Raw genomic sequence first — 24,103 nt, 5'->3', positions numbered from 1 at the left:
ATGCAATCCATTTTTCTGTATATATTTTTATAGCTCAATTATAATGCATTTTTTTGTATTTAACACCTAAGATTACTTGCACAATTTCTTCCCTCAACGTACTCTAAGAGAATGAGCTCACAAGAAATAAATAAGCTACCTGACTTCTCAGCAATTCGAGAAAACATAGAAACAGAACGTAAAACAATTATTAAGGTCAATAATTTTTCCGATGACGATAGTTATGTAAGGGCCAGTGAAGATGCACTCGTCGTTCTTGGCTTTTTAGAGTCAACGTTAACAAAATTATGGACTATTTTTGATGAGAATCCATCTTTAGTTTATTTCTTTAACAAAGACTTCACTAATTTTAATTTATTAATCAAACAAGATAATATCCTCGATCTTATTTTTATTGACGACTGTATGATTCCTGAGAATGAAGCAATCTTCTTTGGTCAAGATGGTGGACTCTCGCAAAATATTCTTTCACTTCATGAAAAGACATTTTATGAGTGGGGACAGAAAGTATTAAATCATCACGAGGCAACGCAAACTTTCATTCGCTCAGATATTGATTTAACAAAACACAAAATCAGTGAGCTTAAGTGTCAGTGTATTAAATGTGTTAATGATTTTAGAGCACTATTACGAGACTCAGTTTATGAAAGCTGTGTTGAGTTGATTGAATCAACTAAAGAACAAATTAAAGAAGAGATTGATAATGGAATCCATGTTGTTTCAGATCTAGTCTTTAATCTACAAAAAACACTAGATAAGAATTTCTATAAACTAAGAAATACAATAAAAAGATCTTCTCTAAATCGTTTAGAGAATCAGGTTAAACAATACTTTAAATCGGAATTTGCTTATCCGTCAGAGCTCGCTTCATTACATCGTCGAAATGTAAGCATGCTATTCGATCAATACCTTGAAGCCAATGAGCTTAGTACTGATCTTATTACTAATGCGGAATATGATAAATTTTATCGTTCTCTTTCAACTCACTACTGGAGAAATGAAAGATATCTAGAACGAGAATTTAAGAAATTTGTTAAATCAATTATCATTTTAAAAAAGAAAGACGTTTCTTCGACAATTCTTCAAGAGTATCTTGGGGAATTCTGGGTTCACTCTTCAGCAAGACAGATGAAGAGAAAGATTGTCTATCATATGGGGCCGACTAACTCGGGGAAAACTTATCACGCAATTGAAAAGCTATCGACAGTTCCTAAAGGTTGCTATCTAGCACCTCTTAGACTTCTAGCTGCAGAACTTTACGATACACTTAATGCAAAAGGTGCTGTAACAACACTTCTTACTGGTGAAGAGGTTATTGAGAGAGAGGGTGCGACACATTACTCTTCGACAATTGAAATGGCACGATTACAAGAGGTTTTCGATTGTTGTGTAATTGATGAAATTCAAATGATCACTGATCCTTCACGTGGTTGGGCATGGACAAGAGCACTTGTTAATATTATGGCCGATGAGGTACACCTTTGTGGTGATGCTTCAGCACTTGACCTTGTTAAAGTGATTGTTGATCTATGTGGTGATGAACTAATCATCAATGAATATACTCGTATGACTGAGTTATCAGTAGAAAGACATCCAATTGTTTTAGCTGATATGCAAAAAAATGACGCTCTTATTGTATTTTCTAGAAAGAATGCTCTAAGACATAAAAGAGATCTTGAACGCTTAGGTTATAAGGTTTCGATTGTTTATGGAAGGCTTTCTCCAGAAGTTCGTCGTGAACAAGCACGTAAGTTTGATCAAGGTGAAACTGATGTAATCGTGTCAACTGATGCAATTGCAATGGGAATGAACCTTCCAATTAAAAGGGTAGTGTTCTCAACACTTTCTAAGTTCTTTGATGGTCACCAACATGATATTTCGATTAGTGAGATTAAACAAATTGGTGGACGAGCAGGACGTTTTCAAAGGTTCCCACGCGGAACAGTTACTTGTCTGAGAAAAGTAGAAGATGGAATTGAGTCAATCAATGAAGCCTTGAGTGCGACTCTTGAACAAAGTGATCAGTGTATGGTTGGACCTGACCTTGATATCTTTAATCAGGTTAATAAGGCCCTAATCGATAATAACTTACCAAAGCTTAAGCTTTCGGAATTTCTTCGTCTGTTTAACACGATGACTTTCCAGGCTCCTTTCTACTGCGTAGATATGAAGGAGATGATTGAGCTTGCTGAAATGGTAGAAGACGCTGATTCGAATGGAATACTTACGGATGCTGAAATCTTCGGATTTGCTTGTGCTCCAGTAAACCTTGGGTTAATGGATCATGTTCAATTCTACAACTGGATTCTTCATAAGTACGTTAATATGGAAGGAATTCCATGTGAGCCAATTGAATATGGCTCTAATGATATTGATTATCTAGAGACATCAATCAAGTGTGTTGAGCTTTATCAATGGTTATCAAGGCACTTCAACAATAAGAACTTCGTTTATTCAGAAGTTGAACTTCTTAATAATAAGCAACTTGCAATCGACCAACTAAATGAACTTCTTTCACAAAAGATTATTGCTAGATGTTCTTCTTGTAGTGTTAAGTTACCTGAAGACTCACGCTTTCCAATTTGTGAAGAATGCTTTGAGAAACGCAAGACTAACCGTCGCAAACCAGGTGGTGGGCGATTCAAAGGTAAACCTGGCAGTAAGCAAGGAGCTTCTAAGGGGTCTACAGGAAGAAATTTCAAAGGAAATGGGCGTCCTGGACAGAGTCGAAAAAGAAATGTAAGTCGTAAGAGAAAAAATACTAGTCCTAAACGTTAGAGTTTAATGAATACTTACGAATACGCAAAGTTATTGCTGGAATCTCCATTTCTTGAAGATAAGTTAACAACTTCTGATGTTGTTACGGATCTCAATTATTTTAAAACTAAAGATGGTATAAAAGATCTTCATCCATCTAGAGAGGGGAAGATTTCATTTTCTGCTGAGCAGATTAAGTTTCCAAAAAGAGGAAGCTTTCACTTGGATGAAAAGAAGGCCATGGCGTTGCACTTCTTTGCTAATCATGAACTATTGGCCATTGAAATGATGGCGACAGCACTCATGTACATCCCTATCGAAGATAAATCTCAATATAAAAGAATTGCTTCAGGCTTACTTCAAACAATTGATGACGAAATTAAACATTTCAATCTCTATCGCAAGAGAATGAATGACTTTGGTATCGACTTTGGCGATCTACCTGTAAATGACTTCTTTTGGCGACAGATGCAAAAGATTACAAGCTTTGAAGAATACTTTGCGGTAATGGCCCTGACATTTGAAGCGGCCAATTTAGACTTTGCTAAGTTTTATCGAGATATTTTTCAAGGTGTTGATGATAAGAAATCAGCAGCTATTCTTAATGTAGTTTACGAGGATGAGATTTCACATGTTGGTTTTGGAGTTCATTGGCTAAACAAATGGCGTGATCAAAGTAATCTTTGGGAATTTTACGTCCAGTCTCTTCCTGATCTTTTATCTCCAGCCCGAGCTAAAGGAATGATCTTTGATAGAGAAGGGCGTGTGAGAACAGGAATGGATAATGACTTCATTTCTCGTATTGAAAATTTTAAAGACGAATTCATTGTAACTAACCGCAAGGAATGGAAGTGAAATATCGTGTTAATCTCGACTTTGATGCTGCTCTCGCTGCCAATAATCCTAATCTAAAAAATGATAAATACCTAAGTGAATTAGAATATATTTTTTTTCTCGTTAATGATTCCTGTGAAAATATATTATGTACAAAATTGGCCTATACTGCTGAATATCTCAGTCATTTATCGAAACTAGGATTTATTAAATCGGAAATAACGAATGATCTTAAAGAGTACCAAAATTGGTGGGGAGATCTTACTAACTTTGATTTAGCAAAAACTCTAAATTCAAAATGTTGGCTTGCCAGTTGGCATAGGCCTCTTGAGGATATGATCATTAATTCAAAAGATGATGTGGTTTTAAATGAGATTAAATTTTATCGGCCGGATCAAACATTTTCAGGGATAGGTAATAGGTTAATCCAGAATAAAGAAGATCTTTCGCGTGTAAGTTATCCTGGTGTGTTGTCTAAATATGTTAATGTAAAAAAAACTTTTGGCGTTACCTATAATCTAAAAACTAGAGAATATTACATCGTAGAAAATTTTACGAATTCAAAAGGTCAATTTAAAGGTGGACGTTTAATATCTCTTTCTGATTTAGATGTTAAGTTCAACCTAAATTCAACGATAGACTTAATTCAGTCTAATCTACCAAATTCAGAGATTTCTAAGATCCAATTCGACAATATGATTTATGAAGATGAAGAGGGGACGTTAAAACTTTGCCCCCTTGTTGAATTAAATTATCGTCGCACGATGGGTGAAGTAATATTCAATGTTACTAAAATACTTGGAGAGGGAACTCTTCATTTTGGTGATAAACAGTATTTGAATAAAGATTCACTTATCCTTTCTCCTTCATTCGTAAAAAATATTTGCTACTATAACCGACTTAAGTAGTTGGGCAAGAATGCTAAATAGATAATATTCCTTCGTAGATCTTCAATTATACAGTAAAATGGAAGAGTTCTTTGGTTTAGATTAGGAGTACTTGTGGCCAAGAAGGGATTTTTTGACAAGATGAAAGGTAAGCTTAAAAAGTCGGAGGAAGACGAAGAGCTACTTGAAGAATTTGAAGAAGATGAATTCGAATCTGATGAAGATGAGGATGATTCGGATTTTGATGATGCGACATCAACAGATGTTAAAATTCCTGGCGCAAAAGAGTTGGCCGATACTGAATTAGAAGAAGATGAGTATGAGTCTGGATCAGATGATGAAGTCGTTATGTCTGAGCCTCAAAATGTTGATGAGGATGAAGAAGATGATGATGATGACGACGACGAAGATGACGACGAAGATGACGACGAAGATGAAGATGATGAAGATGATGAAGACGACGAGGAATCATTTCTATCCAAAAACTTTCCGTCAATAGCAAAGCTCTTTAAGAAAAAATCTTCTGATGAAGATGAGGAAGAAGATGAGGAAGAAGATCGTGATGACGAAGATGAGGATGAAGATGAAGATGAAGACGATGAAGAAGAAAAGTCGTTTTTAGAAAAGCAACTTCCATTCCTGGCTAAAATGCTTAAGAAAAAGTCTTCAAAAAAAGATAACGATGAAGAAGATGATGATGCCGACGAAGATGATGAAGATGAAGACGAAGACGAGGATGATGAAGATGAAGATGAAAATAAGAAAAAGGACTCTGATAAGAGTAAGTTAATTAAGCTTGTCTTAATTGTTGCAGTTGTTCTCCTTGCCATAGATCAATTTGTTTTAACAGATGAGAGTGACAATGAAGTTCCGGAAGTTCCACCAGTAAAGAGACAGAAAAAGCCTCGTAAGAAGAAGCCAAAGAAAGCTCAAGAGCAAACGACGGAACAGTCTCAACAAGTACAAGAGACTCAAAATGCTCAATCACAACAAGCTGAAACTCAGCCTTCTGTTCAACCAGAGACTCAACCTGAACCAGCGCCTCAACCAGAGCCAGTGCCACAGGTACAGCCTGAGCCGCAAGTTGTAGAACCTGCAGTAGCACCAGTTGAAACAATAACGGAACCTCAAGTTGAGGAAAAAGTTGAAGAGACAGTATTAGATGTGGGAGAGAAGAATACTGAAGTTAATCCTGAGCCCATTGTCGTTCCTCAAACGCAGGTCGATACTACAGGTAGCTTTGGAGAAAAAGATGAAGATGATGTGAAGTCAGATTCTCTTGATAATCAACTTGATAAAATTGTTGATAAGTTGGAAGAGGAAAAGAAAGAGGTTGTTGAAAGACTAGAGTATGTTGAGCCTCCTAAGTATACAGAGTTTGGCCAAGGTCTAGTATATAATTGTAAAGGAAAACACTGGGCATGTGTTGATCGCAAAGCCTATCTTAAGTGTGAAGCTAATATGAAATGGGCACTACAAGAAGGGAAACCTAACGAATGTGCAACCTCTAAGGTTTTAGCATCAGAGTACGACTGTAGAACTTTACAGATGTATTATATTAATACTGTTGCTGAAACGCCAAATTGTAATTAGGCGGCGTCTTTCTTAAAGAGGCCGTCGATGATTGTAAGCGTGAACGTTTTTTCTTGTTTCGCTTCTTCTTTTTTCATCGCTCTTACAAATGCTCGTGCTAACTCTGGGTCAAATTGTGATCCAGAGAATTCTTCAAGCTCAGCATAAGCAACTTCGTAGTCTAGTCCCTTACGATAAACACGCGTTGAAGTCATTGCATCGAAAGTATCTGCAATTAGAATAATTCTAGAGAATAATGGAATATCTTCACCCTTAAGTCCTTCAGGGTATCCTCGTCCATCCCATCTTTCATGGTGATATTTTGCAAATGTAGCGACTTTTTCAAAATGAGTAAATCCTTGGAGGATTTCAAATGATTTTTCTGGATGACTTTTCATCTGAAGAAATTCGTCTTCAGTAAGTCTTGAAGGCTTATTTAAAACCTCATCTGGTACACCAATTTTTCCAATGTCGTGGAAAAGTGCAGAAAGTTCTAAGTCATATAATTCGTCTTCATTAAGTCCGATTTCTTTTCCAAGTGTTAAACTAAAATAAGCAACACGTGTACTGTGTCCGTAAGTGTAGTGGTCTTTGCAATCTAGTGCATGAAGAATTGTTCTCGCGGCCATTTCGCAAATCTTCTTTTGCTCAAGCTTAAGTGCTTTATTCTCAGCTTCTAGCCTTTTTGTTGGATCATCAGTTGTACCCCTTGCATTAACAACGGTTTTTTCAGAGATGACTGCGGATTGAGACTTCTTTGTCGCAGTACTTTTACGAGTACTTGCTTTCTTACGCCTCTCTCCCAAATTTACGATTTTACTCTTCTTCATTATAAGACCTAGTGTTACAGTCGGGTTATACCCATATTCTAATAATTCTTCGGGTCATTCTTAAGGAATCTTTAATTTAATCGGCTCATTTATATGATATTGGTCGCTTAATATGCTAAAATGGATTTTCAAGATGCCAAAAAATCGTGTCATCACTATTTAATTTTAAATACTTAGGAAGAGTTATGCGTATTCGTATCGTCGAGTCTAATATCGACAAAATTGCCGTAGATAAGCTCAATAATCTACTAAAATTGCTAGAGCTTTCAGATTTTAATCAAGATGTTTCAGAAGAAAATAACGAATCAGCTGCAAGTCAAGTGGCCTTTACAAAATCACAAAATGATATTGCTAATGATGAGTACTTTATCATTGTTTTTCATGATGGAGATCAGATTGATAAATCAATTCTTGAAAATGAAATGTGTCTAGGTGTTTTCTTTGCTGATAAATCAGTTGAAGAGAACTTACTAAATATGAAGAATGCAATTGAAGGCCTAAAAGCAATGGAGCTTCAAAAAAAGCTGCTTTATAAAATGAATAGCGTCATGGAAGGACTTGTTGGACAAGTTGAAAGCATTAGAGAAATGCATAAGAATATGGCCCCTTTTAGAAGTGAAAAGATTCGAGGAGTTGGGATTACGTCACGTTTTTGTGCGGGAACATCTAATGGTGGTGAATTCTTCGATTTTTTTAAAGTAGGTGGTGATGTTTGGATTATCTCCCTGCACGCTACATCATATATGCTCATTGGGAGTTTCTTAACGATGATTGAAGGATGGAAAGCTGAAGGCAGCCTTACAATGGATAAGATTCTTGGCCAACTTGAAGAGCGTACTGAGGATTTCTCGGAGTTCGGAGAGGCATCTATTCTAGTCGCTAAATTAACACTAGCTGATCTTACTCTCGAGAGTATTAATATTGGTGCCCATGAGATTCTTTCTCAAAATGATATTTTAATTTCATCAAATGAATATAGCTTTCCAAACTCATATGAAGTTAAGAAGCAGAGTGTTCAATTAGAAAAGGGGAAGGGAGTTCTTTTACTATCGCCTGGATATTTCAAGAATAACGACCATATTGTTAATGGCGAAGAGTATATTTCTTTTATTAAGAAAAACTGGTCATCTCCAGTTGAGTTAATTAGTGAATTAACATTTCAAAGTAAAAAGGGATATAATGAAGATGATTTTTTACCAAATGATCAAACCATCCTAATGGTAGAGGTAGATAAAAATGCAATTTCTAAAATCTAGTATCGTTTTCTTTATCACAGCTCAGGCAATTGCCTTTACTGGAACTGAGTGCTTTCAGTCTTCATTTGATGTTTCTGTAAAACACAAATCAGCACCATTTGGTCTTTTGAATAAGACTATAACTATTAGTAAGAAAGAGTGCGAAATTGAGATCGCCCATAATCAATATAAGTATATGAATCGTAATTGGCTTATTGATATTTGTCGCGATCCAATTCACGTTAAGTCGACTTCAAATTCAGTAGATGTCTTTCGTAAAGAAGGTGAGTGTCATGCAACTTCAAACGAATTCTGTGACGAATATAAGACAATTAAAAAAATAATTGAAGATGACGGTCTCATCTTTGCTTCTGGTGCAAAAAATAGTCTTAATGATGATCATGGACGTGTTTTCTGTGCAAAACTTCTAGTAGAAGAATACTTAAATGCTAATACAGTATTTAGTCGCAATGGAAACTATGACTACATAATGATTAGAAAGCCAATTGCTAGAATACCAGAAGATTTAAAAAGAAAAAGAGCAGAGTTTAAACCTGTAGTAGAAAAAACTGAAGTTAAAGAAGATAATGGCCAAGAGCAACCTAAAATTGAATCATCTGGTGACTTTCAAATTGATGAAAGCGCTGGTCCAGGAACTTTTTAAACTGATTTAAATGCTGTTTCTAAATCTGCAATAAGATCGTTAGCATCTTCTATACCGACAGATAATCTAATCAGGTTATCTGTCAGACCAATACTTTCACGAACATTTTTTGGAACAGAAGCATGAGTCATAATAGCTGGATGTTCAATAAGGCTTTCAACTCCACCAAGGCTTTCTGCTAGTGAAAACATTTCAACTTTTTGTAAAAATCTCTTCGACTGCTTGATATCACCTTTTAAAAAGAATGTAATCATTCCGCCAAAGCCTGACATTTGCTTCTTTGCAATTGAGTGTTGTGGGTGAGACTTAAGTCCTGGGTACATGACCTTTTCGACTTTAGGATGGTCCTCAAGATACTTAGCAATTTTCATCGCATTCTTTGCATGAGCTTCCATTCTTATAGCAAGAGTTTTTATACCGCGAAGAACTAGCCATGAGTCAAAAGGGGATTGTGTTGGCCCTAGTGATTTCTGTAGTGTCCACAATTTCTCATAGAGTTTCTTATTGTTAAGCATACAAGCACCTCCGACAACGTCAGAGTGGCCATTTATATATTTAGTTACTGAATGCATAACAATATCAGCACCTAAATCAAGAGGGTTTTGAAAATAAGGACTCATAAAAGTATTATCGACAACTGTTATGGCCTTATGCTTTTTAGCTAACCCAGATACTTTTTTAATATCGGATATTTTTAAGAGTGGATTTGTTGGTGTTTCTACCCACAAGAGCTTTGGTTTGTGTTCTTTTAGTGCAGCTTCAACTTTATTTACATCAGTTGTGTCGACAAAGATAAAATTGTGAATTGAGTTAAAGACTGTTGTAAAGAGACGGTAAGTGCCACCATATACATCATCTCCACATAAAATTGTCGAGCCTGCTGGTAGCGTATGCATAATAAGCATCTCTATTGAGACCCCACTTGACGTGGCCAATGCATACTTTGAATTTTCAAGTGCAGCTAGAGCTTCTTCAAGTCTTGTTCGTGTTGGATTGTGACATCTTGAGTATTCGTAACCTTGGTGCTCACCAGGACTAGATTGAGCATAGGTCGTAGTTTGATAAATAGGTGGAATAACCGCACCTGTTTCTTTATCAGGATATGCCCCGGCGTGAATACACACCGAGGCTTTGGCCGCTTGTTTAAGCTTGGCCTTTTTCATTACTTTGAGCCTTTCTCAGACATATACTGAAGAACGTCGATTTCAGAAAGTACATCTGAAACTTTTCCATTCTTAGTAATGATAGCAACTTCTTTCTTTAAAAGTGCATCTGCTACAGTTTCAAGAAGTTCGTTACAATCAACTACGCGGTAGTTATTAGAGATTGCAAGAGAGATATTGTCGTCTTTTTGGAACTCGCCCATGATAACAGGCTTAATTAGGTTCTTCTCTGTACAAAGACCTAGAATATCTCCACCTTTATTAACTACAGGAAGCTGAGAAATATTCTTTTCTTCCATAAGTGTAATTGCTTCGCCAATTGTTGTTGTGTCTTCAACAGTGATGATATTTCCATTCTTTCCAAGAGTGTTTAGTACTTCTGAAATTTGAACGTTAAAAGAAGAATCAAGGTAACCACCATCACTCATCCAATCATCATTATAGATTTTTGAAGCATAACGGTTTCCTGAATCGTGTAGTAGGATAAGGATTTTCTTTGGTTCAGTTTGTTTTGCTGCATACTTTAAAGCACCTTCAATTACGGCACCAGCTGAACCACCAGCATAAATTCCTTCTTCTTTAAGAAGTCTTCTTGTCATAAGAAATGATTCTTTATCGTTAATAACTTCAAAGTCATCAATTAAGTCAAAGTCATAGTTTTCAGGAATAAAGTCTTCACCAACACCCTCAAGAACATATGAGTGTGCTTGACCCATTTCACCAGTCTTGTGGTAACCCGCGATAATTGAACCAACACAGTCAACACCAATGATTTCTACTTTATCCATTTTCTCTTTGAAGTAGCGTCCACAACCAGAAATTGTTCCACCTGTACCTACAGCTGCCATGAATACATCAAAATCACCTTGAGTTTGCTCATACATTTCTGGAGCAGTCCATGTATAGTGAGTATTTCTGTTATGTAGGTTATCGTATTGATTTACATAAAATGAGTTTGGAATTGTTTCTGAAAGTTTTTTAGAAACAGAGTAGTAAGAACGAGGATCTTCAGGCTCAACATTTGTTGGACATACAACAACTTTTGCACCGAAAGCTCTTAGGTTATCAATTTTCTCTTTTGATTGTTTGTCAGCTAGAACGAAGATACATTTGTAACCGTGAACTGCTGCCCACATTGCAAGTCCAACACCTGTATTTCCAGATGTTCCTTCAATAATTGTTCCACCTGGCTTTAGAACACCTTCTTCAACTGCACGATCAAGCATATAAGCACCGATACGATCTTTTGTTGACCCACCCGGGTTCATATATTCTAACTTCACGTAGAATTCACAATTTGTATCTTTACCAATACTATTTAATTTTACGATTGGTGTATTACCAATTGCTTCAACAACGTTTGCCTTAGCACCTTTCATCATACTTCTTTCTCCGTTTTCTTCCAGTTGTCCTGTAGGGCCCTTAGTTGCTCTATCGGGTCAAAAGTCACAAGATCTGGAAACGTAAGAGTTTCGATATTGGACTTCTTCGAAATGGAAGTTTTTATTTCTTCTTGTTTAATTATTGTTTCTTTAAATTCTTGCATCTGTGTCGTTTTAGGCTGCCACGATGCGAGATTGTTATACCATGATTTATTGATAATGAGGTAACGTTCGGTGTTCATTTGAGCTTGAATTGAGTCAAAGATTTGCTTCGTTTCGACCTCTTTCATGTGCTCTGCTGAAGTTACTAAATACCACCTCGAGTGAGCAGGATCATTTAATGTTTTTTCTACACTTAATCCATCGATAAACTTCTCTCGATTACCGTAGAGAATTGAGATCGCCTCAAGGAAGTCGTTGATAAATCCTTGTCCCGTTACACTTTCAAGGTAACTAAGGAACTTTTCAATCCCCGTTGAGATAATGCGGTTGAAAAAACGCCCTGGTTTATTTTGATTTGTAATATAATTAAATGCTTCCGCAAATGTCTTATTAAAGAAGCGATTGATCTTCTTTGAGGAATTAAGGAAGTCTAAAAAGTTCTTTCCTGGTGCTGTATCCACTACGATCGCATCATAGATATTGCGATTAATTTGAGACTGAATTTCAAGGACTGCAAGAATCTCATTAAGTCCACCGCGTGAACTCGTTAAGTTTTCTAAAATCTTATTATCAACCTTTGCACCTAAAATCTTTTCAAATGAAGATTTGCAGTCAAGAAGAAGAACGTCGAAAGAGATTTCTTCGTTTTTGAACTCAACTATCTCAGACTGATCTTTGAGATTGAGGAGTTGTCTTAAGCGTTTAGCTGGATCAATAGTAATAAGTAGAACTTTCTTATTCATTGCCGCTAAAGAAAAAGCGCGGGATGCAGAAATCGTTGTTTTTCCAACTCCTCCTGTTCCACAAAAAATCTCAATTTTCTTAAAGTCCTTCACTCGTCACAGCCTACTTTTTATTTTGTTTTAAAGATATCCATCTTTTCAATGATCATATCACTTAATTCCTCAACCTGTTGCTCTTGCGTCTGTGCAATGATCTGTGGAAAGTGGAGATCATATTTTACCTGAAACTTATCTTGTAAGTGTCTTTGATTCTCAATCTTTACCTTTATAAAGTCAGGCGTGTCATCTTCTGGGAATTTGTTCAGAGTTAAATCACAATTGAGGATTTCGATTGTTGAAATACTATACTCATTAGTAAGTTCAGTTCTTAATTCAATACCTTCTTCAACAGCAAGCTCTGTCGGAATACTAACAACAATGCATTGAGTGTGTTCTTTATTCGTTAAGAAGTTATGCATCTTATCGATATCATTTGCAATCGGTCCTATTTTAAAAATATCTTTAAAGACCTTTGGAGAGTGTATTGTTGAAAGTAGGTGACCAGATGCTGGAGCATCAACAATCACAATATTTTCTTCTTCTTTTGCAAGGTCAATAATGTGTCCAAGGAAGATCAGTTGACCAAAACTTGGGACCATATCAAATAAGGCCTTAAAGAATGAAGTTGAAACAATCCACTTGGCAATTGTTTTTGAATTTAGTTTACGAGCAATATATTCTTGAACTGAGCTTAAGTGAGTTAGCTCAACAGTTTTGATATTAAGTGATTTGATTAGCTCTTTGTCCTCATTTTGTTCAAATGAGAAATAATATACATTCTTATTATGATTAAGTTCAGAAATCGACTTAGTAAGCGCCACGGAAGTGAGGCTTTTTCCAACGCCTCCTTTTCCCGTGACGATATATAAGTCTTTAAACTTCATTAGAATTTGTAGAATACCGTAAGTAGAACTTTAAAGTAGTATCCCTCAACATCTGAGCGATTCTCTTGATCTACATCAAACGGATCGTTGAATGTGGCCATAGCACCAACTGTGATTTTTCTATTTAAATCAAAGTCTGCACCAGCACCTAGTTGATAACCAAATACTGTCTTTGCATCTGACTTATACGAATCAGTCTTTATTTGTGGCCTAAAGAAACCAAGACCTGCTGCAAGGAATGGTTGGAATGCATCATAATGAAATAGCTTTCCTTTCGCTCCAAAAAGAAGTCCTGCAGTCTTCGAATAAGTATTCTCATATTCATGTTTTGAATAATGTAGGTTGGCGTAAAAATCAAACGAGTAAGAAGCCTTGTAATTATAAAATAATTCAGCCGTAATTTTATCTTCACCGTTATCTTTAAGATCACTCATTAGAAGTGTTTGACCAATTCCGATCCCAACTGAGTGAATGTGAAGCTCTTGGCCACTAAGAAGAGCTGCCGCTGCTGCCGCATCTGAATTCTTCTTTGCTGACTTAGAAGAAGTCAATTGCTTAACTGTTTGTGCTTGTGTTTGAACACCAAAAATAAAAAGGCCTGCTAGAATAACTGCAGGCCTTAATATAGATTTTGAAATTTGAAAAATCATTTCACCCTCTAAACTAAATATATATGCAGTAATAACTGCCTTATATTAGTTTAAAGTAGTCGTAGTTTCAACAGAAGAGTTTAGGTTTGCTGCGCTGTTGAAAGAGTTGAAAGTTTGAGCTGGTGCTTCTTCAACAACTGGAGCTTCAATACCTTCTAAGCCTCTAATATATCCAGTGAAAGTACCTTCTTCACCACGGATAACTCTCTTAAGAAGTTCAACGTCACCTGGCTTAGTTGACTTTTTCTCTTGATCAAAAAGAAGTTGGATTTGAGTCATGTAAGTGATGTCATTTTTAGTTTTGTTATCGATTACTTGAATCTCGTGACCTTCTCTGATGATTTGAGCGATCTCTTCAAGTGTTACATAGCAACTTTGGTGTGTGTCATAAAGTTTTCTGTTTTGGTACCTTTTAATAATTCTTACATCATTCATTCTACTACCCCTATTGGTTTACGAATATATCTCAAGTTTAATTTTAGAATTCTCTTGAGCTAAAACGAGTTAATAATTAACACGACGCTTTGTAATAGTTAAGCTTTTTGTATAAATTTCACCGTTAAGCTATGTCCAGTAAAATTAATTACTTATAAGTTCAACTTTGAACAAAAGACAGGTTGGTGTTCATATATTTTATTGATTCCCGCTGTGTCTATTGCTAAGCGTTTTGAAATTTGCATCAGAGAAGTAACAGTCAATGACAGTAACTGTCAAGGGATAGGCTTCTTAATTTTATCTAAATTCAAAGAGAATCCATTTATTTGCCATGATTTCAGCTATTTATCGTGCATTAGGTCGAACTAATGCAAGTCATTGATACTTAAGTTCTACCTAATGTTGCCCCTACGAAATTAAGGATTAATTTTCTTTAAGAAATATCTATTTAGGTCGATGAGAGACTGAGGCAGTAAGGCCAAGGATATTAGATGTTTAAAAATTTCATTCAAAATTCACTCTATACGATAGCGCTAGTAACACTCATTGGTTGTGCAACGACCAATAATGTTGAAGATGAGTCTAATATCAATGAAGATTCACAGCTTTCAAATACCATTTCTGATTTTGAAAAGGCGAAGCGAGCGCAAGAGTTTGTTGATCAGTCTCTTAGCGAGATTGTAGAAGAAGCAAAAACGAAGGGCGACGCTACGGTAAATTATGTCGCTAGTGACCTTTTCTTAAAAGCTGCAGACGCTTCTTTGAGTGGTGATTCTGTTTCGGCATCACTTATCTTAAAACACGTTGTTGATTTAAAACCTAAAGATATTTATCTAAGAAAAAAATATGCGGTTGAACTTATTAAGTCGAGTCAGTTAGAAGATGGAAAAAGGGAGCTAAAGTACCTTATTAAACATGCGGACAAAGATATTAAAATTAAGGCAAGACTCTTACTTGCAGGCGTATATGGTGCATTGGGAAAATCAAAGCAGTCAATCAAGCTATATCGTGAACTAGTCTATAAAACGAGACCAATTTTAAGTGAAGCTTGTATTTATCTTTCAAAAGCTTATGTGGATGAAAAGAAATTCAAGAAAGCTGTTGGAACGCTAAGTTATTGCTCACAAAAAGATCGCGAAAATCGCAGTATTTATGCCTTTCATACTGGCAAAATCCACTTTGAAAAATCTGATTATAAGAAGGCCAAAAAGTATTTTAATAATTCTTTAAAGCTTGATCCAACTAATCAGCAAAGTACTATTCTGCTTGGAATGATTTACGAACAACAAGGTGATTTTAAATCTGCAAAGGTTCTTTATCAGAAGTTTTTGAAATACGATCCAAATAATTACACTGCACTTGGAAAATACGTAAATCTACTTTTTACAGATGGTGAGTATAAAGAAGTTGTTCCTTACTTAGAGAAGTTACTAGCTCTAGATCCTGAGAATTTAAATTTAAAGGTTAGATTGGGAGTTATTTATACAGAGACTAATAAGATTGAGGATGCAAAAGGAATCTTTAAAGAAATTCTTACTGTTATCCCAGATTCAGATAAAGTTCTTTATTACCTAGCAAGTCTTTATCAGCAGTCTAACGAAGGTGATCTTGCGGTAACATATTTTTCAAGAATTAAAGAAGATAGCTCACTTTTTCATGAGTCAAATATTCAGATCGCAAATATTTTGAATACATATGCACAAAAAGATCCTGCGCAAGAAAAGCGTCTTGTAGAATTTGTAAAAGAGCGTTCAAAAGCATCAAAAGAGTTACGTTTTAAATTAGAAGTAATTCTTGCAGGTTACTATGAAAATCGAAAAGATCTAAGCCGAGCTATCGCTTTAATGGAATCTCATATTGAGCACGATAGCTATACAGATGGACATGCTTATTATCTTGCATCTTTATATGAAAAAGATAAGGCATTCACAAAAGCCGAAAAGATTATGTTAGATATCTTAAAGCGTGATCCAAATAACTCACATGCTCTGAACTTCTTAGGTTATACATACCTAGAGCAAGGTGTTCATATGGATAAAGCCTATGCTTATATTAAGAGAGCTGTTCAGCTTAACCCTCAAGATGGATATATCCGTGATTCTTTAGGTTGGTACTATTACAAAACTGGAGAATATCAGAAAGCTTACCGCGAAATTAAAAAAGCCTTTGCTTTAGTAAGTGACGATGTGGTCATTGCAAAGCACTTAGGGCTCATATATACTTCTTTAAAGAAGCCAGAAAAGGCTCGTCAATATTACGTCGAGGCACTTAAAAATTGTACGAAAGTAAACGAACGCGAAGAAATTCTAAATTATATCGAAAAGCTGGACTCTGTGCGTTTGCCGGCTTCACGTTAATATCTTGTACAACAAATCCAAAAGATTTATCAGATAAGGCTGGAGCTTCAACGAATAAAGTTGAGGCCCATAAGCTTTTAACGAGTGGTATTTGCCAAGAATTTAAAGGCCGTGGCCGTTTGAAGTTTGGCAAGAATCAAGAGCGCTTCACTTATAATGCCATTTTAAATAAAGAAACATTTAGCCTTGCCATTGATGTTCCATTCAAAGGGCAAGAAACCTTAATTCTTCCACTCGATGCAAGTGAAGAGTTAGCAGCTGATATTTCAGGAACTCTCTATAAGAAAATTTCTACAGAGTTAGTAAAGGCAAAGCGTTATTCATCACTTAAAATATTAAATGACTTTCTCTTAAGAAACCGACTTTTCTTTAGTGAGATAAAGAATATCGATAGCAATTATTGTGACAGAGGGTGTCTTGAAGGTGATATTAAACATTACAGTGATGGGACTGTTGAATATAAGACGCCGATGATTGGCAATTATGAATTCAACGCATCATTCTCTCAGTTACAAGAAAACGAATATAAATTTATTCGTTTAGAGGGAATTCACAACTCTAAAAAAACAAATAAAAAGCAAAGAGTCCTCGCCTTGGACCTTATCGTTGATAGCTGCGGATCTATCTAGCAGCGCAACAACGCTTCCTAATAAATTCTAGTAAATTTATCTTATCTCTTGTATAAATTACTCTAGTATTATTCTATGCAATAATTTTTTGAACAAAGGATGGTTTATGAAATCAAGGAATCTTGTTTCATTTTTAATCATGGGGCTATTAGCTTTAACAGTTTCATGTACAAAAAAAGTGGATCTTAGTGAAAAAGTTCTACACCTGGCCGTTACTTCAGAAGTGAAGGGAATGGATCCAATTTATGCAAACGACAAGTATTCTTCAAATGAAGTTGGTCGTGTTTACGAAGGTCTATTAGAGTACCACTACTTAAAGAGACCATACACACTTGTACCAAATCTTGCAGAAGCTCTTCCTGAAGTTTCAGAAGATGGTCTAACTTATACTTTTAAAATTAGACAAGGTGTTTTATTTCAAGACAACGCTGCCTTCAAAGATGGTAAAGGGCGTGAGCTTGTTGCAGAAGACTTTGTATATTCAATCAAGAGACTTGCAGACCCAAAACTACAAGGTCTAGGTTGGTGGCTACTTCAAGATAAGATTGTTGGTCTTGATGAGTGGCGTGAGAAGAACTCTAAGAAAGATTCTGTTGATTATACAGAAGTTGTTGAGGGTCTAAAGACTCTAGACAAGTACACTCTTCAGTTCAAACTTAAGAAGCAATTCCCACAATTCCTATACTCTCTTGCAATGCCATTTACATTTGTAGTTGCAAAAGAAGTTGTTGATCACTATGGGAAAGAATTCCTAAACCACCCAGTTGGTACAGGTCCTTTCATGCTGAAAGAGTTTAGCCAATCTTCAAAGAAGTTTACTTACGATAGAAACCCTAACTTCAGAAAGAAGCTTTTCCCATCTGAAGCAAGTGATGAATTCAAACACATGCTTGCATATGCTGGTAAGCCAGTTCCTTTCGTAGAAAAGATTGAAGTAAACATCATTAAAGAAGATCAACCAAGATGGCTAAACTTCCTTAAAGGACGTGTTGATTATATTGGTATCCCAAAAGATAACTTTGAATCAGCTGTTACTCCAGGTAAAGGTCTTGGAGAAGAATTTGCTAAGAAAGGTATTGATCTATCAGTATCACCATCACTAGATGTTACTTATACTGCTTTTAATCACGACCTTAAACTATTCAATAACGTTGATCTGAGAAGAGCGCTTGCACTTGCTTACGATGTAAAAGAGTTTAATAAGCTTTTCTATAATGATACAGCTCTTCCAGCACAATCAGTTGTTCCTCCGGGGATTGCTGGTTACATGCCAGATTATGTAAACCCTTACCGTAACCGTGACCTAGAAAAAGCAAAAGCACTTCTAGCAAAAGCTGGTTACCCTGAAGGTAAAGGTCTTCCTGAAATTACTTATGACTGTCCAAGTACTTCAACTTCAAGACAGATTGGTGAGCTTTTCAAAAAGCAAATGGCAGAAATTGGTGTAAATATCAAAGTTGTTCAAAACTCTTGGCCAGAGCTACAAAAGAAAATTACTGCTCGTCAGGTAATGCTTTACGGAATCGCATGGGGTGCAGATTACCCAGATGCAGAAAACTTCCTACAACTACTTTATGGACCAAATAAATCTCCAGGTGCTAACGGATCTGGTTATGATAATGCTGAATTCAACAAACTATTTGCTAAGGCTTCAGTTATGCAAGATTCTCCAGAGAGAACTGCTATCTATGAAACTCTTAACAAAATGGCAGCTGAAGAAGTTCCATGGCTATATGGTGTTCACCGTCAGTCATACTTAATTAAGCACAGCTGGTTAAAGAATTACATTTCAACAGACTTTGAAGCTGGTCAAGATCAGTACTTAGATGTTGATTTAAAAATTAAAAAAGACATGCAATCAAAATTATAATTGATAAATGTTAGCGCTGGAGTTTACTTCAGCGCTTATTTAATGAAGCAATCTTAATGGTTGCTTTTTTAAATAAGCGATACGCTAGTTAAGTTCGAGCTAAGGAGCTGTTTTTGTGAATACTTGGTCATATATTTTAAGAAGACTACTTTATACGATCCCAATTATTTTGGGTGTTTGTTTAATTATTTTCGCTATCTTTAACTTATCGGGATATGATCCTGCTCAGTTACTGCTTGGGAAGCACGCTTCAGCAAAGCAAATTGCAGAAGTTAGACATGAGCTTGGTCTTGATCGTCCGTTACTTGAGCAATATATCGGTATTGTAAAGTCGGCTTTTACTTTTGACTTTGGTCGCTCTTGGGCAACAAAGCAAAGTATTATCGATATGATTAAAGAAGGTGCAGTACCATCACTAACGCTAACTTTTCCAGCGTTTTTAATTTCGACAGTTTTCTCTATTTTACTTGCGATCATCGTAGCATTTTTTAGAGGAAAGCTAATTGACCGTACACTTGTCATTATCTGTGTATGTTTAATGAGTATTCCATCTCTTGCTTATATCCTCTTCTTCCAGAAGTTTTTTGCTTATGAGTTAGGGTGGTTTGAAATTTCTGGTTATGAGCATGGTTTCCCATACTTTATTCCTTACGTAATACTTCCGGTTATCATCATGGTTGTTTTAAACCTTGGTCCGGATCTTCGTTACTTTAGAACAGTTATTCTAGATGATATTTATCAAGACTATGTACGTACTGCACGTGCAAAAGGTCTAAGTGAAAAAGTTGTTCTTCTAAAGCACGTATTAAAGAACTCTTTAATTCCAATTATTACATATGTAGTTATCCAAATCCCTTTCCTTATTTTAGGTGCTCTATTACTTGAGAGTTTCTTCTCAATTCCAGGGCTAGGTGGATTAACTGTAAAAGCTGTATTTGATAATGACTTCCCAGTTATTAAGGCGATGACGATTCTTTCGGCAATGGCCTACATTATCTTTACGGTAATTACAGATATTCTATATACAATCGTTGATCCAAGAGTAAGGCTAAAGTAGGAGTTGTCATGTCAATAAATCATTCAAGCGAATCAAAATCACTATGGGGACATGCTTGGACGGAGCTTAAAAATGATAAAGCTGCAGTCTTTAGTATGGTTGTTATTGGATTATATGTAATACTTGCAGCACTTACATTCTTTGGTGTTATTGCAGGTGAATGGTCAAAAGAGATTGGAGCATCGTATATGCCTCCAAGTGCAGATGCACTATTTGGAACAGATATCTTTGGTCGCTCTGTAGTATATAAAACTCTTAAAGGTGCAGAAATGGCAATTGGGATTGGTTTCTCAACAGCTATGATCTCAACTGTAATTGGTGTGACTCTGGGGCTTATGGCCGGATACTTTGGTGGTAAAGTTGATGAAATCATTGTTTGGTTTTATACTTCACTAGCTTCAATTCCTTATATCATGCTTCTTTTTGCAGTAACTATGGTACTTGGAAAAGGGACATCATCACTATTCTTAGCTCTTGGGGTAACTTCTTGGGTTGGTCTATGTCGTCTTGTTCGTGGTGAAGTTCTACGCCACAAGGAAAGAGAGTATGTTCAGGCAGCAGCTGCTCTGGGTGCAGGAAATATGAGAAGAATGTTTAAGCATATTCTTCCAAATATCTTCCACATTGTTATCATTCAATTCTCACTAAGATTCCAACAGGCAATTAAATCTGAGGTAATCCTTTCTTATTTAGGTCTTGGAGTACAAGGTCAGCCTTCTTGGGGAACAATGATTGATGACTCAAAACTTGAACTTGCACGTGGTGTTTGGTGGCAACTTTCTGCAGCTACACTAGCTATGTTTGTTCTAGTTCTAGCATTAAATCTACTTGGAGATGCTCTTCGTGACTCTCTAGATCCTAAGCTTAAAGGGAAAGCGTAGGAAAACGCTCGACTATTAAAAAATAGCTTAATTTATTTACTCAACATTCCGATAAATATTGTTAAGAGGGCCTATTATTAGGCCCTAATTTTATTAGCTTACGGGATTATGAGAGAGATAAACTTAAGTTTCCAGCAAATTCAAAACAATCCTCTACTCAAAGGAGAGTTGTATTGGTCACGACCAAGTGGCAGGCGCCTTCTTATAGGCCGTGCTGGAGAGTTTGCTAATCTCGAGTTAGTTGAAAAACTTTCGCAACAAAATGATCAATTCTTTCAAAAAATAATCATTGATGAAGAGCGCGTTTCAAAAGTCGTCGATCACTTTATGGATCTACAAAAGGCTCAATTAGAGGAAGTGAAGCTTCGTTATCGAAATCTTATTCTGGTGGACTTTTATCGTATTTTAAAAGGTGAGAAAAAGTCTTCGACACTAGACTTCGTTTTTATTTGTCATGAAACTTTCTACGAGTTTAATCATGACAATATTAACCTTGAAGAAGAGTTTATTAAAACTAGTGCTATTACATTTAAAAAGGCACAAGTCATTTCTTCATCTGTTGTATATTTGGCCTTGATTTCGGGGTATCTTGATTTCAACTTTTTAAAAGAAGTTTTCAATACCATTCTAATGACTTATTTTTCTTATGTTTGCCGTAATGGAACAAATGTTGTGGATAAGTTAGCAAGCTTAGAGGAGTCATACGGTAATGTTGAGTATCTTAAGAGCCTAAGTCGAGACTTTTTTGAACTCGATTATAACTTAGATGATGATATTAGTGAGCTATGGCATAAAGTTCACGATCAGGTGTTCGCCTTAGAGCTAGAATTTGACTCCAATGATATTGAAGTCATTTTTAAATCAATCTTAGATAATGTAAAAGACTATCGCTACTTCAATGAAATCTTCTCTCAAGAAGATATTGGGAGGAGCGCGTAGGTGAGTAATAGAATTGAGGTTTATACATTTATCGATCAAGAGCTTTTTGAGAAGCTGAGTGAGCTAATGTGTGAAGACTTAAATTTTACTCAAGTTGAAAGTATTGAAGAGCTTTCAGATAAGAGAAATATAATAGTTAATGATATTAGCTATAAGAATTCGAACCCAATGGGAAGAGTTGTCTATATCAGTGAAGAGATAAAATCTGGTGTGGTAAGTCTTACTCCTGACGCCGTCTATACTGAGAATTCATTTATTCTAAATGAAATTGAAAACTACTTCGGCGTTCTACAAACCCCTAAAAATCGTACATTCCCACAGTTTACGAAAGTTAAGCAATATAAAATTCTCTCTCGTTTTAGTGTCGGTTATTATTGTGACCTTGCAAACCTCAAGGCTCATGAGAATTCATTTGATATTGAAAAACTTTCTGTTGGCTTACAGGGAATTTTAAATGCTATTGTTCTCAAGAGACAATGCGCTCCTGTTGAATTAGAGATGCTTTTTAGCGATGAAGAGCTTCTTATAAATATGAAGATTTCATCTATCTTTGTTGATGATGAATTGATTAATGAAATTTATCGATTCATTTCTAGTGACTTCTCTTATCTTTGTTTGAGAATTAATCGAAAAAAAGGGAAGATGGATCTAAGGTTCTCGCTTCAAAAAAAGAAATCGTATATTGCTCGTTTCGACTATGAAGTAAACTCTTCAAGAGCTAATTCTAGTGAAGAGCTCGTAAAAGATTCAAGTGAGAGAATTGTCGATCATAGCAATTATCACGATCCAATTATAAAAAAGGCATCATTAAAAGAGTTAAAGAGAATAATTGATTTTCTCTCAAAGAGAGAAGTCTCTCAAGATGACTTTCTAGATAACCTAGAGGCATATCCAGATAAAGAAATGCTTAAGGTCTTAGTTGATGATGAAATTGAATTTATTAAAAAGTCTGTATTAAATAAGGAAAAAGCTGAGAGCCTAAAGGAAGCCATTAGACTGACTGTGACTAACAGCTTTAATGAACAAAGTAGAGAAGAGTTCAATGAGAACTTTTTTAATAAGGTTGATAGACAAACTTTAAAAGATCTTGTTAAGGCAGAGAATTGGCCAATTGATAACGATGCTTTAAAAGAAGAAGTTAAAAATAAGATCTTAAATGAAAGAGAGCTTGAAACTTATAATGATTACTTAAATTCAGTACAAGGATATGTTGAAGAAACATATAACGTTCCTAAAGAAGACTTTGAAACTGTAAAAGACGGTGTTGAAGGTAATATTGCTGAAGAAGTATTAGAGAAGACTGGAAAGTCTGTAGAGCAATTTATTAGAGAGTCTGAATACTATGCAATGAAAGAGAAAGTTGCTCGTATGAGCCACTTATTCGATAAGATGCAAGCCGAGTTAGAAAAGGCAAAGCAAACTCCTGCTCTAGAAGTTCAAGACGTGCTAGTTGAAGAAGATGGTCAATCTCCTCTTGGAGCAATGGGTGAGCAAAGAGCAATTCAGGATCTTGAAGAGAAAGTTAAACAGCTTTCAAAAGAGTTAGAAATAAAAGGTGACTCGATAGAGGTCATGAGCCAGAAAGTTGATGCAGCTAACCTATCGGCCGCAGAAGATAAGCAAGAGCTTAGTCTGGCACAACAAAAGCTTAAAGAAGAAATCTTAAAAGTAGAAGACTTAGAAAAAGAGTTAGCCAAGTTTAAAGGCGACACTTCTAATACTTCTGGTACAGGTGAAGATCTTGAGACAAAACTTAAAGATGCAAATATTGAGATCAAGATGTACAAGCAAAGACTTAAGTTTGCTCAGTCTCAGATTCAAACATTAGAGAAAGCTAAGAAGGCTGCTGCAGCTGGTGGTGCAAATAATAAGAAAATAGCCCATCTTGAAAAGCTAATGGATAAACAAAATAAGCTTAAATCTAAGATGGAAACAGAAATTTCTTCTCTTAAAAAAGATAATCATAAAATAAATCAGGAAAATAAAATCCTTTCAAATAAAATTAAAGACTTAGAGAGAAAGCTTAATAATAAAAATAAATCAGCAGCGTAATTTTTTTCTTGCCATATTGAGTGAAGTCCCTTATAAATATTCTCACGCCTTACCAATGAAATTTTTGAAAAATTTTTAATT

Annotated in this window: 20 protein-coding genes; 13 read left to right on the top strand and 7 right to left on the bottom strand. The window is 35.7% G+C overall.

All coding sequences use genetic code 11. From position 1 onward, the window contains the following. The first annotated feature begins 111 nt into the window (after positions 1 to 111). From ACMAYS_RS07385 to ACMAYS_RS07370, 4 genes are all read left to right on the top strand, one after another. Positions 112 to 2,778: a helicase-related protein gene (locus tag ACMAYS_RS07385; RefSeq protein ID WP_103218855.1), complete on the top strand. Its 2,667-nt coding sequence runs from the start codon at positions 112 to 114 to the stop codon at positions 2,776 to 2,778. A 6-nt stretch (positions 2,779 to 2,784) separates the two neighbouring features. Continuing rightward, positions 2,785 to 3,612: a DUF455 family protein gene (locus ACMAYS_RS07380; protein ID WP_103218856.1), complete on the top strand. Its 828-nt coding sequence runs from the start codon at positions 2,785 to 2,787 to the stop codon at positions 3,610 to 3,612. Next, positions 3,609 to 4,499 (top strand): hypothetical protein, encoded by an 891-nt coding sequence (locus ACMAYS_RS07375; RefSeq protein ID WP_412463025.1) that lies wholly within the window; start codon positions 3,609 to 3,611, stop codon positions 4,497 to 4,499. The genes ACMAYS_RS07380 and ACMAYS_RS07375 overlap by 4 nt, the downstream gene beginning before the upstream one ends. A gap of 93 nt (positions 4,500 to 4,592) precedes the next feature. Then, the gene (locus ACMAYS_RS07370; protein ID WP_412463024.1) at positions 4,593 to 6,071 is read left to right on the top strand and encodes a hypothetical protein; all 1,479 of its coding nucleotides are present in this window, start codon (positions 4,593 to 4,595) and stop codon (positions 6,069 to 6,071) included. On the opposite strand, the gene ACMAYS_RS07365 is transcribed toward ACMAYS_RS07370, so the two are convergent. Continuing rightward, positions 6,068 to 6,880 carry an HD-GYP domain-containing protein gene (locus ACMAYS_RS07365; RefSeq protein WP_412463023.1) on the bottom strand — a complete coding sequence of 271 codons (813 nt, stop codon included), beginning with the start codon at positions 6,878 to 6,880 and terminating at the stop codon, positions 6,068 to 6,070. The two genes, ACMAYS_RS07370 and ACMAYS_RS07365, sit on opposite strands and share 4 nt — an antisense overlap. A gap of 185 nt (positions 6,881 to 7,065) precedes the next feature. On the opposite strand from ACMAYS_RS07365, the gene ACMAYS_RS07360 reads away from it, so the two are divergent. Together ACMAYS_RS07360 and ACMAYS_RS07355 are read left to right on the top strand one after the other, a co-directional pair. After that, on the top strand, positions 7,066 to 8,136 hold the full coding sequence (locus ACMAYS_RS07360) for a hypothetical protein (RefSeq protein ID WP_103218859.1): 1,071 nt from the start codon (positions 7,066 to 7,068) through the stop codon (positions 8,134 to 8,136). After that, entirely contained in the window at positions 8,117 to 8,779 is a 663-nt protein-coding gene (locus ACMAYS_RS07355) for a hypothetical protein (protein WP_412463022.1), read from the top strand. Before ACMAYS_RS07360 ends, ACMAYS_RS07355 begins: the two co-directional genes overlap by 20 nt. Here ACMAYS_RS07355 and ACMAYS_RS07350 read toward each other — a convergent pair. The 6 genes from ACMAYS_RS07350 to ACMAYS_RS07325 are packed head-to-tail and all read right to left on the bottom strand — an operon-like array spanning position 8,776 to position 14,237. Beyond that, positions 8,776 to 9,942, bottom strand: coding sequence for a trans-sulfuration enzyme family protein (locus ACMAYS_RS07350; protein WP_412463021.1), 1,167 nt, complete (start codon positions 9,940 to 9,942; stop codon positions 8,776 to 8,778). The two genes, ACMAYS_RS07355 and ACMAYS_RS07350, sit on opposite strands and share 4 nt — an antisense overlap. Beyond that, on the bottom strand, positions 9,942 to 11,324 hold the full coding sequence (locus tag ACMAYS_RS07345) for a pyridoxal-phosphate dependent enzyme (RefSeq protein ID WP_103218862.1): 1,383 nt from the start codon (positions 11,322 to 11,324) through the stop codon (positions 9,942 to 9,944). The genes ACMAYS_RS07350 and ACMAYS_RS07345 overlap by 1 nt, the downstream gene beginning before the upstream one ends. Next, positions 11,321 to 12,322, bottom strand: a complete 1,002-nt coding sequence (locus tag ACMAYS_RS07340) for an ArsA family ATPase (protein WP_392990715.1) — start codon at positions 12,320 to 12,322, stop codon at positions 11,321 to 11,323. The genes ACMAYS_RS07345 and ACMAYS_RS07340 overlap by 4 nt, the downstream gene beginning before the upstream one ends. A gap of 17 nt (positions 12,323 to 12,339) precedes the next feature. Further along, on the bottom strand, positions 12,340 to 13,152 hold the full coding sequence (locus tag ACMAYS_RS07335) for an ArsA-related P-loop ATPase (protein ID WP_412463020.1): 813 nt from the start codon (positions 13,150 to 13,152) through the stop codon (positions 12,340 to 12,342). After that, positions 13,152 to 13,802: an outer membrane beta-barrel protein gene (locus ACMAYS_RS07330; protein ID WP_103218865.1), complete on the bottom strand. Its 651-nt coding sequence runs from the start codon at positions 13,800 to 13,802 to the stop codon at positions 13,152 to 13,154. Before ACMAYS_RS07330 ends, ACMAYS_RS07335 begins: the two co-directional genes overlap by 1 nt. Before the next feature lie 45 nt (positions 13,803 to 13,847). Next, positions 13,848 to 14,237 (bottom strand): polyhydroxyalkanoate synthesis regulator DNA-binding domain-containing protein, encoded by a 390-nt coding sequence (locus ACMAYS_RS07325; protein ID WP_103218866.1) that lies wholly within the window; start codon positions 14,235 to 14,237, stop codon positions 13,848 to 13,850. 491 nt (positions 14,238 to 14,728) lie between these two features. Here ACMAYS_RS07325 and ACMAYS_RS07320 point away from each other — a divergent pair, with 491 nt between their 5' ends. The 7 genes from ACMAYS_RS07320 to ACMAYS_RS07290 all read left to right on the top strand — a co-directional run bounded on the left by ACMAYS_RS07320 (position 14,729) and on the right by ACMAYS_RS07290 (position 24,022). After that, entirely contained in the window at positions 14,729 to 16,594 is a 1,866-nt protein-coding gene (locus ACMAYS_RS07320) for a tetratricopeptide repeat protein (RefSeq protein ID WP_412463019.1), read from the top strand. Next, on the top strand, positions 16,513 to 17,223 hold the full coding sequence (locus ACMAYS_RS07315) for a hypothetical protein (protein WP_412463018.1): 711 nt from the start codon (positions 16,513 to 16,515) through the stop codon (positions 17,221 to 17,223). The genes ACMAYS_RS07320 and ACMAYS_RS07315 overlap by 82 nt, the downstream gene beginning before the upstream one ends. Positions 17,224 to 17,329: 106 nt before the next feature. Continuing rightward, entirely contained in the window at positions 17,330 to 19,093 is a 1,764-nt protein-coding gene (locus tag ACMAYS_RS07310) for an ABC transporter substrate-binding protein (protein WP_103218869.1), read from the top strand. Positions 19,094 to 19,208: 115 nt separating this feature from the next. Continuing rightward, positions 19,209 to 20,150 carry an ABC transporter permease gene (locus ACMAYS_RS07305; RefSeq protein ID WP_103218870.1) on the top strand — a complete coding sequence of 314 codons (942 nt, stop codon included), beginning with the start codon at positions 19,209 to 19,211 and terminating at the stop codon, positions 20,148 to 20,150. Positions 20,151 to 20,158: 8 nt separating this feature from the next. Then, positions 20,159 to 21,031, top strand: a complete 873-nt coding sequence (locus ACMAYS_RS07300; RefSeq protein WP_412463017.1) for an ABC transporter permease — start codon at positions 20,159 to 20,161, stop codon at positions 21,029 to 21,031. 108 nt (positions 21,032 to 21,139) lie between these two features. Further along, a complete protein-coding gene (locus ACMAYS_RS07295; protein ID WP_146037904.1) occupies positions 21,140 to 21,970 on the top strand; it encodes a hypothetical protein in 831 nt (276 codons plus the stop codon). Then, positions 21,971 to 24,022 carry a hypothetical protein gene (locus ACMAYS_RS07290; RefSeq protein WP_412463016.1) on the top strand — a complete coding sequence of 684 codons (2,052 nt, stop codon included), beginning with the start codon at positions 21,971 to 21,973 and terminating at the stop codon, positions 24,020 to 24,022. It abuts the gene before it with no gap. The last annotated feature ends 81 nt before the right edge of the window (positions 24,023 to 24,103 follow it).

This window comes from Halobacteriovorax sp. RT-2-6 (genome assembly GCF_047085025.1).
In the GTDB taxonomy this organism is placed as follows: Bacteria; Bdellovibrionota; Bacteriovoracia; order Bacteriovoracales; family Bacteriovoracaceae; genus Halobacteriovorax_A.
The sequence above is the reverse complement of the archived record's forward strand: the minus strand, read 5'-3'. Positions and strand labels throughout refer to the sequence as shown.

What these genes read in the sequence shown, in the direction of transcription:
- ACMAYS_RS07330 (WP_103218865.1), bottom strand. Translation starts at nt 13,802, where the DNA reads ATGATTTTTCAAATTTCAAAATCTATATTAAGGCCTGCAGTTATTCTA.
- ACMAYS_RS07325 (WP_103218866.1), bottom strand. Translation starts at nt 14,237, where the DNA reads ATGAATGATGTAAGAATTATTAAAAGGTACCAAAACAGAAAACTTTAT.
- ACMAYS_RS07345 (WP_103218862.1), bottom strand. Translation starts at nt 11,324, where the DNA reads ATGATGAAAGGTGCTAAGGCAAACGTTGTTGAAGCAATTGGTAATACA.
- ACMAYS_RS07310 (WP_103218869.1), top strand. Translation starts at nt 17,330, where the DNA reads ATGAAATCAAGGAATCTTGTTTCATTTTTAATCATGGGGCTATTAGCT.
- ACMAYS_RS07350 (WP_412463021.1), bottom strand. Translation starts at nt 9,942, where the DNA reads ATGAAAAAGGCCAAGCTTAAACAAGCGGCCAAAGCCTCGGTGTGTATT.
- ACMAYS_RS07365 (WP_412463023.1), bottom strand. Translation starts at nt 6,880, where the DNA reads ATGAAGAAGAGTAAAATCGTAAATTTGGGAGAGAGGCGTAAGAAAGCA.
- ACMAYS_RS07360 (WP_103218859.1), top strand. Translation starts at nt 7,066, where the DNA reads ATGCGTATTCGTATCGTCGAGTCTAATATCGACAAAATTGCCGTAGAT.
- ACMAYS_RS07335 (WP_412463020.1), bottom strand. Translation starts at nt 13,152, where the DNA reads ATGAAGTTTAAAGACTTATATATCGTCACGGGAAAAGGAGGCGTTGGA.
- ACMAYS_RS07380 (WP_103218856.1), top strand. Translation starts at nt 2,785, where the DNA reads ATGAATACTTACGAATACGCAAAGTTATTGCTGGAATCTCCATTTCTT.
- ACMAYS_RS07355 (WP_412463022.1), top strand. Translation starts at nt 8,117, where the DNA reads ATGCAATTTCTAAAATCTAGTATCGTTTTCTTTATCACAGCTCAGGCA.
- ACMAYS_RS07300 (WP_412463017.1), top strand. Translation starts at nt 20,159, where the DNA reads ATGTCAATAAATCATTCAAGCGAATCAAAATCACTATGGGGACATGCT.
- ACMAYS_RS07295 (WP_146037904.1), top strand. Translation starts at nt 21,140, where the DNA reads ATGAGAGAGATAAACTTAAGTTTCCAGCAAATTCAAAACAATCCTCTA.
- ACMAYS_RS07320 (WP_412463019.1), top strand. Translation starts at nt 14,729, where the DNA reads ATGTTTAAAAATTTCATTCAAAATTCACTCTATACGATAGCGCTAGTA.
- ACMAYS_RS07385 (WP_103218855.1), top strand. Translation starts at nt 112, where the DNA reads ATGAGCTCACAAGAAATAAATAAGCTACCTGACTTCTCAGCAATTCGA.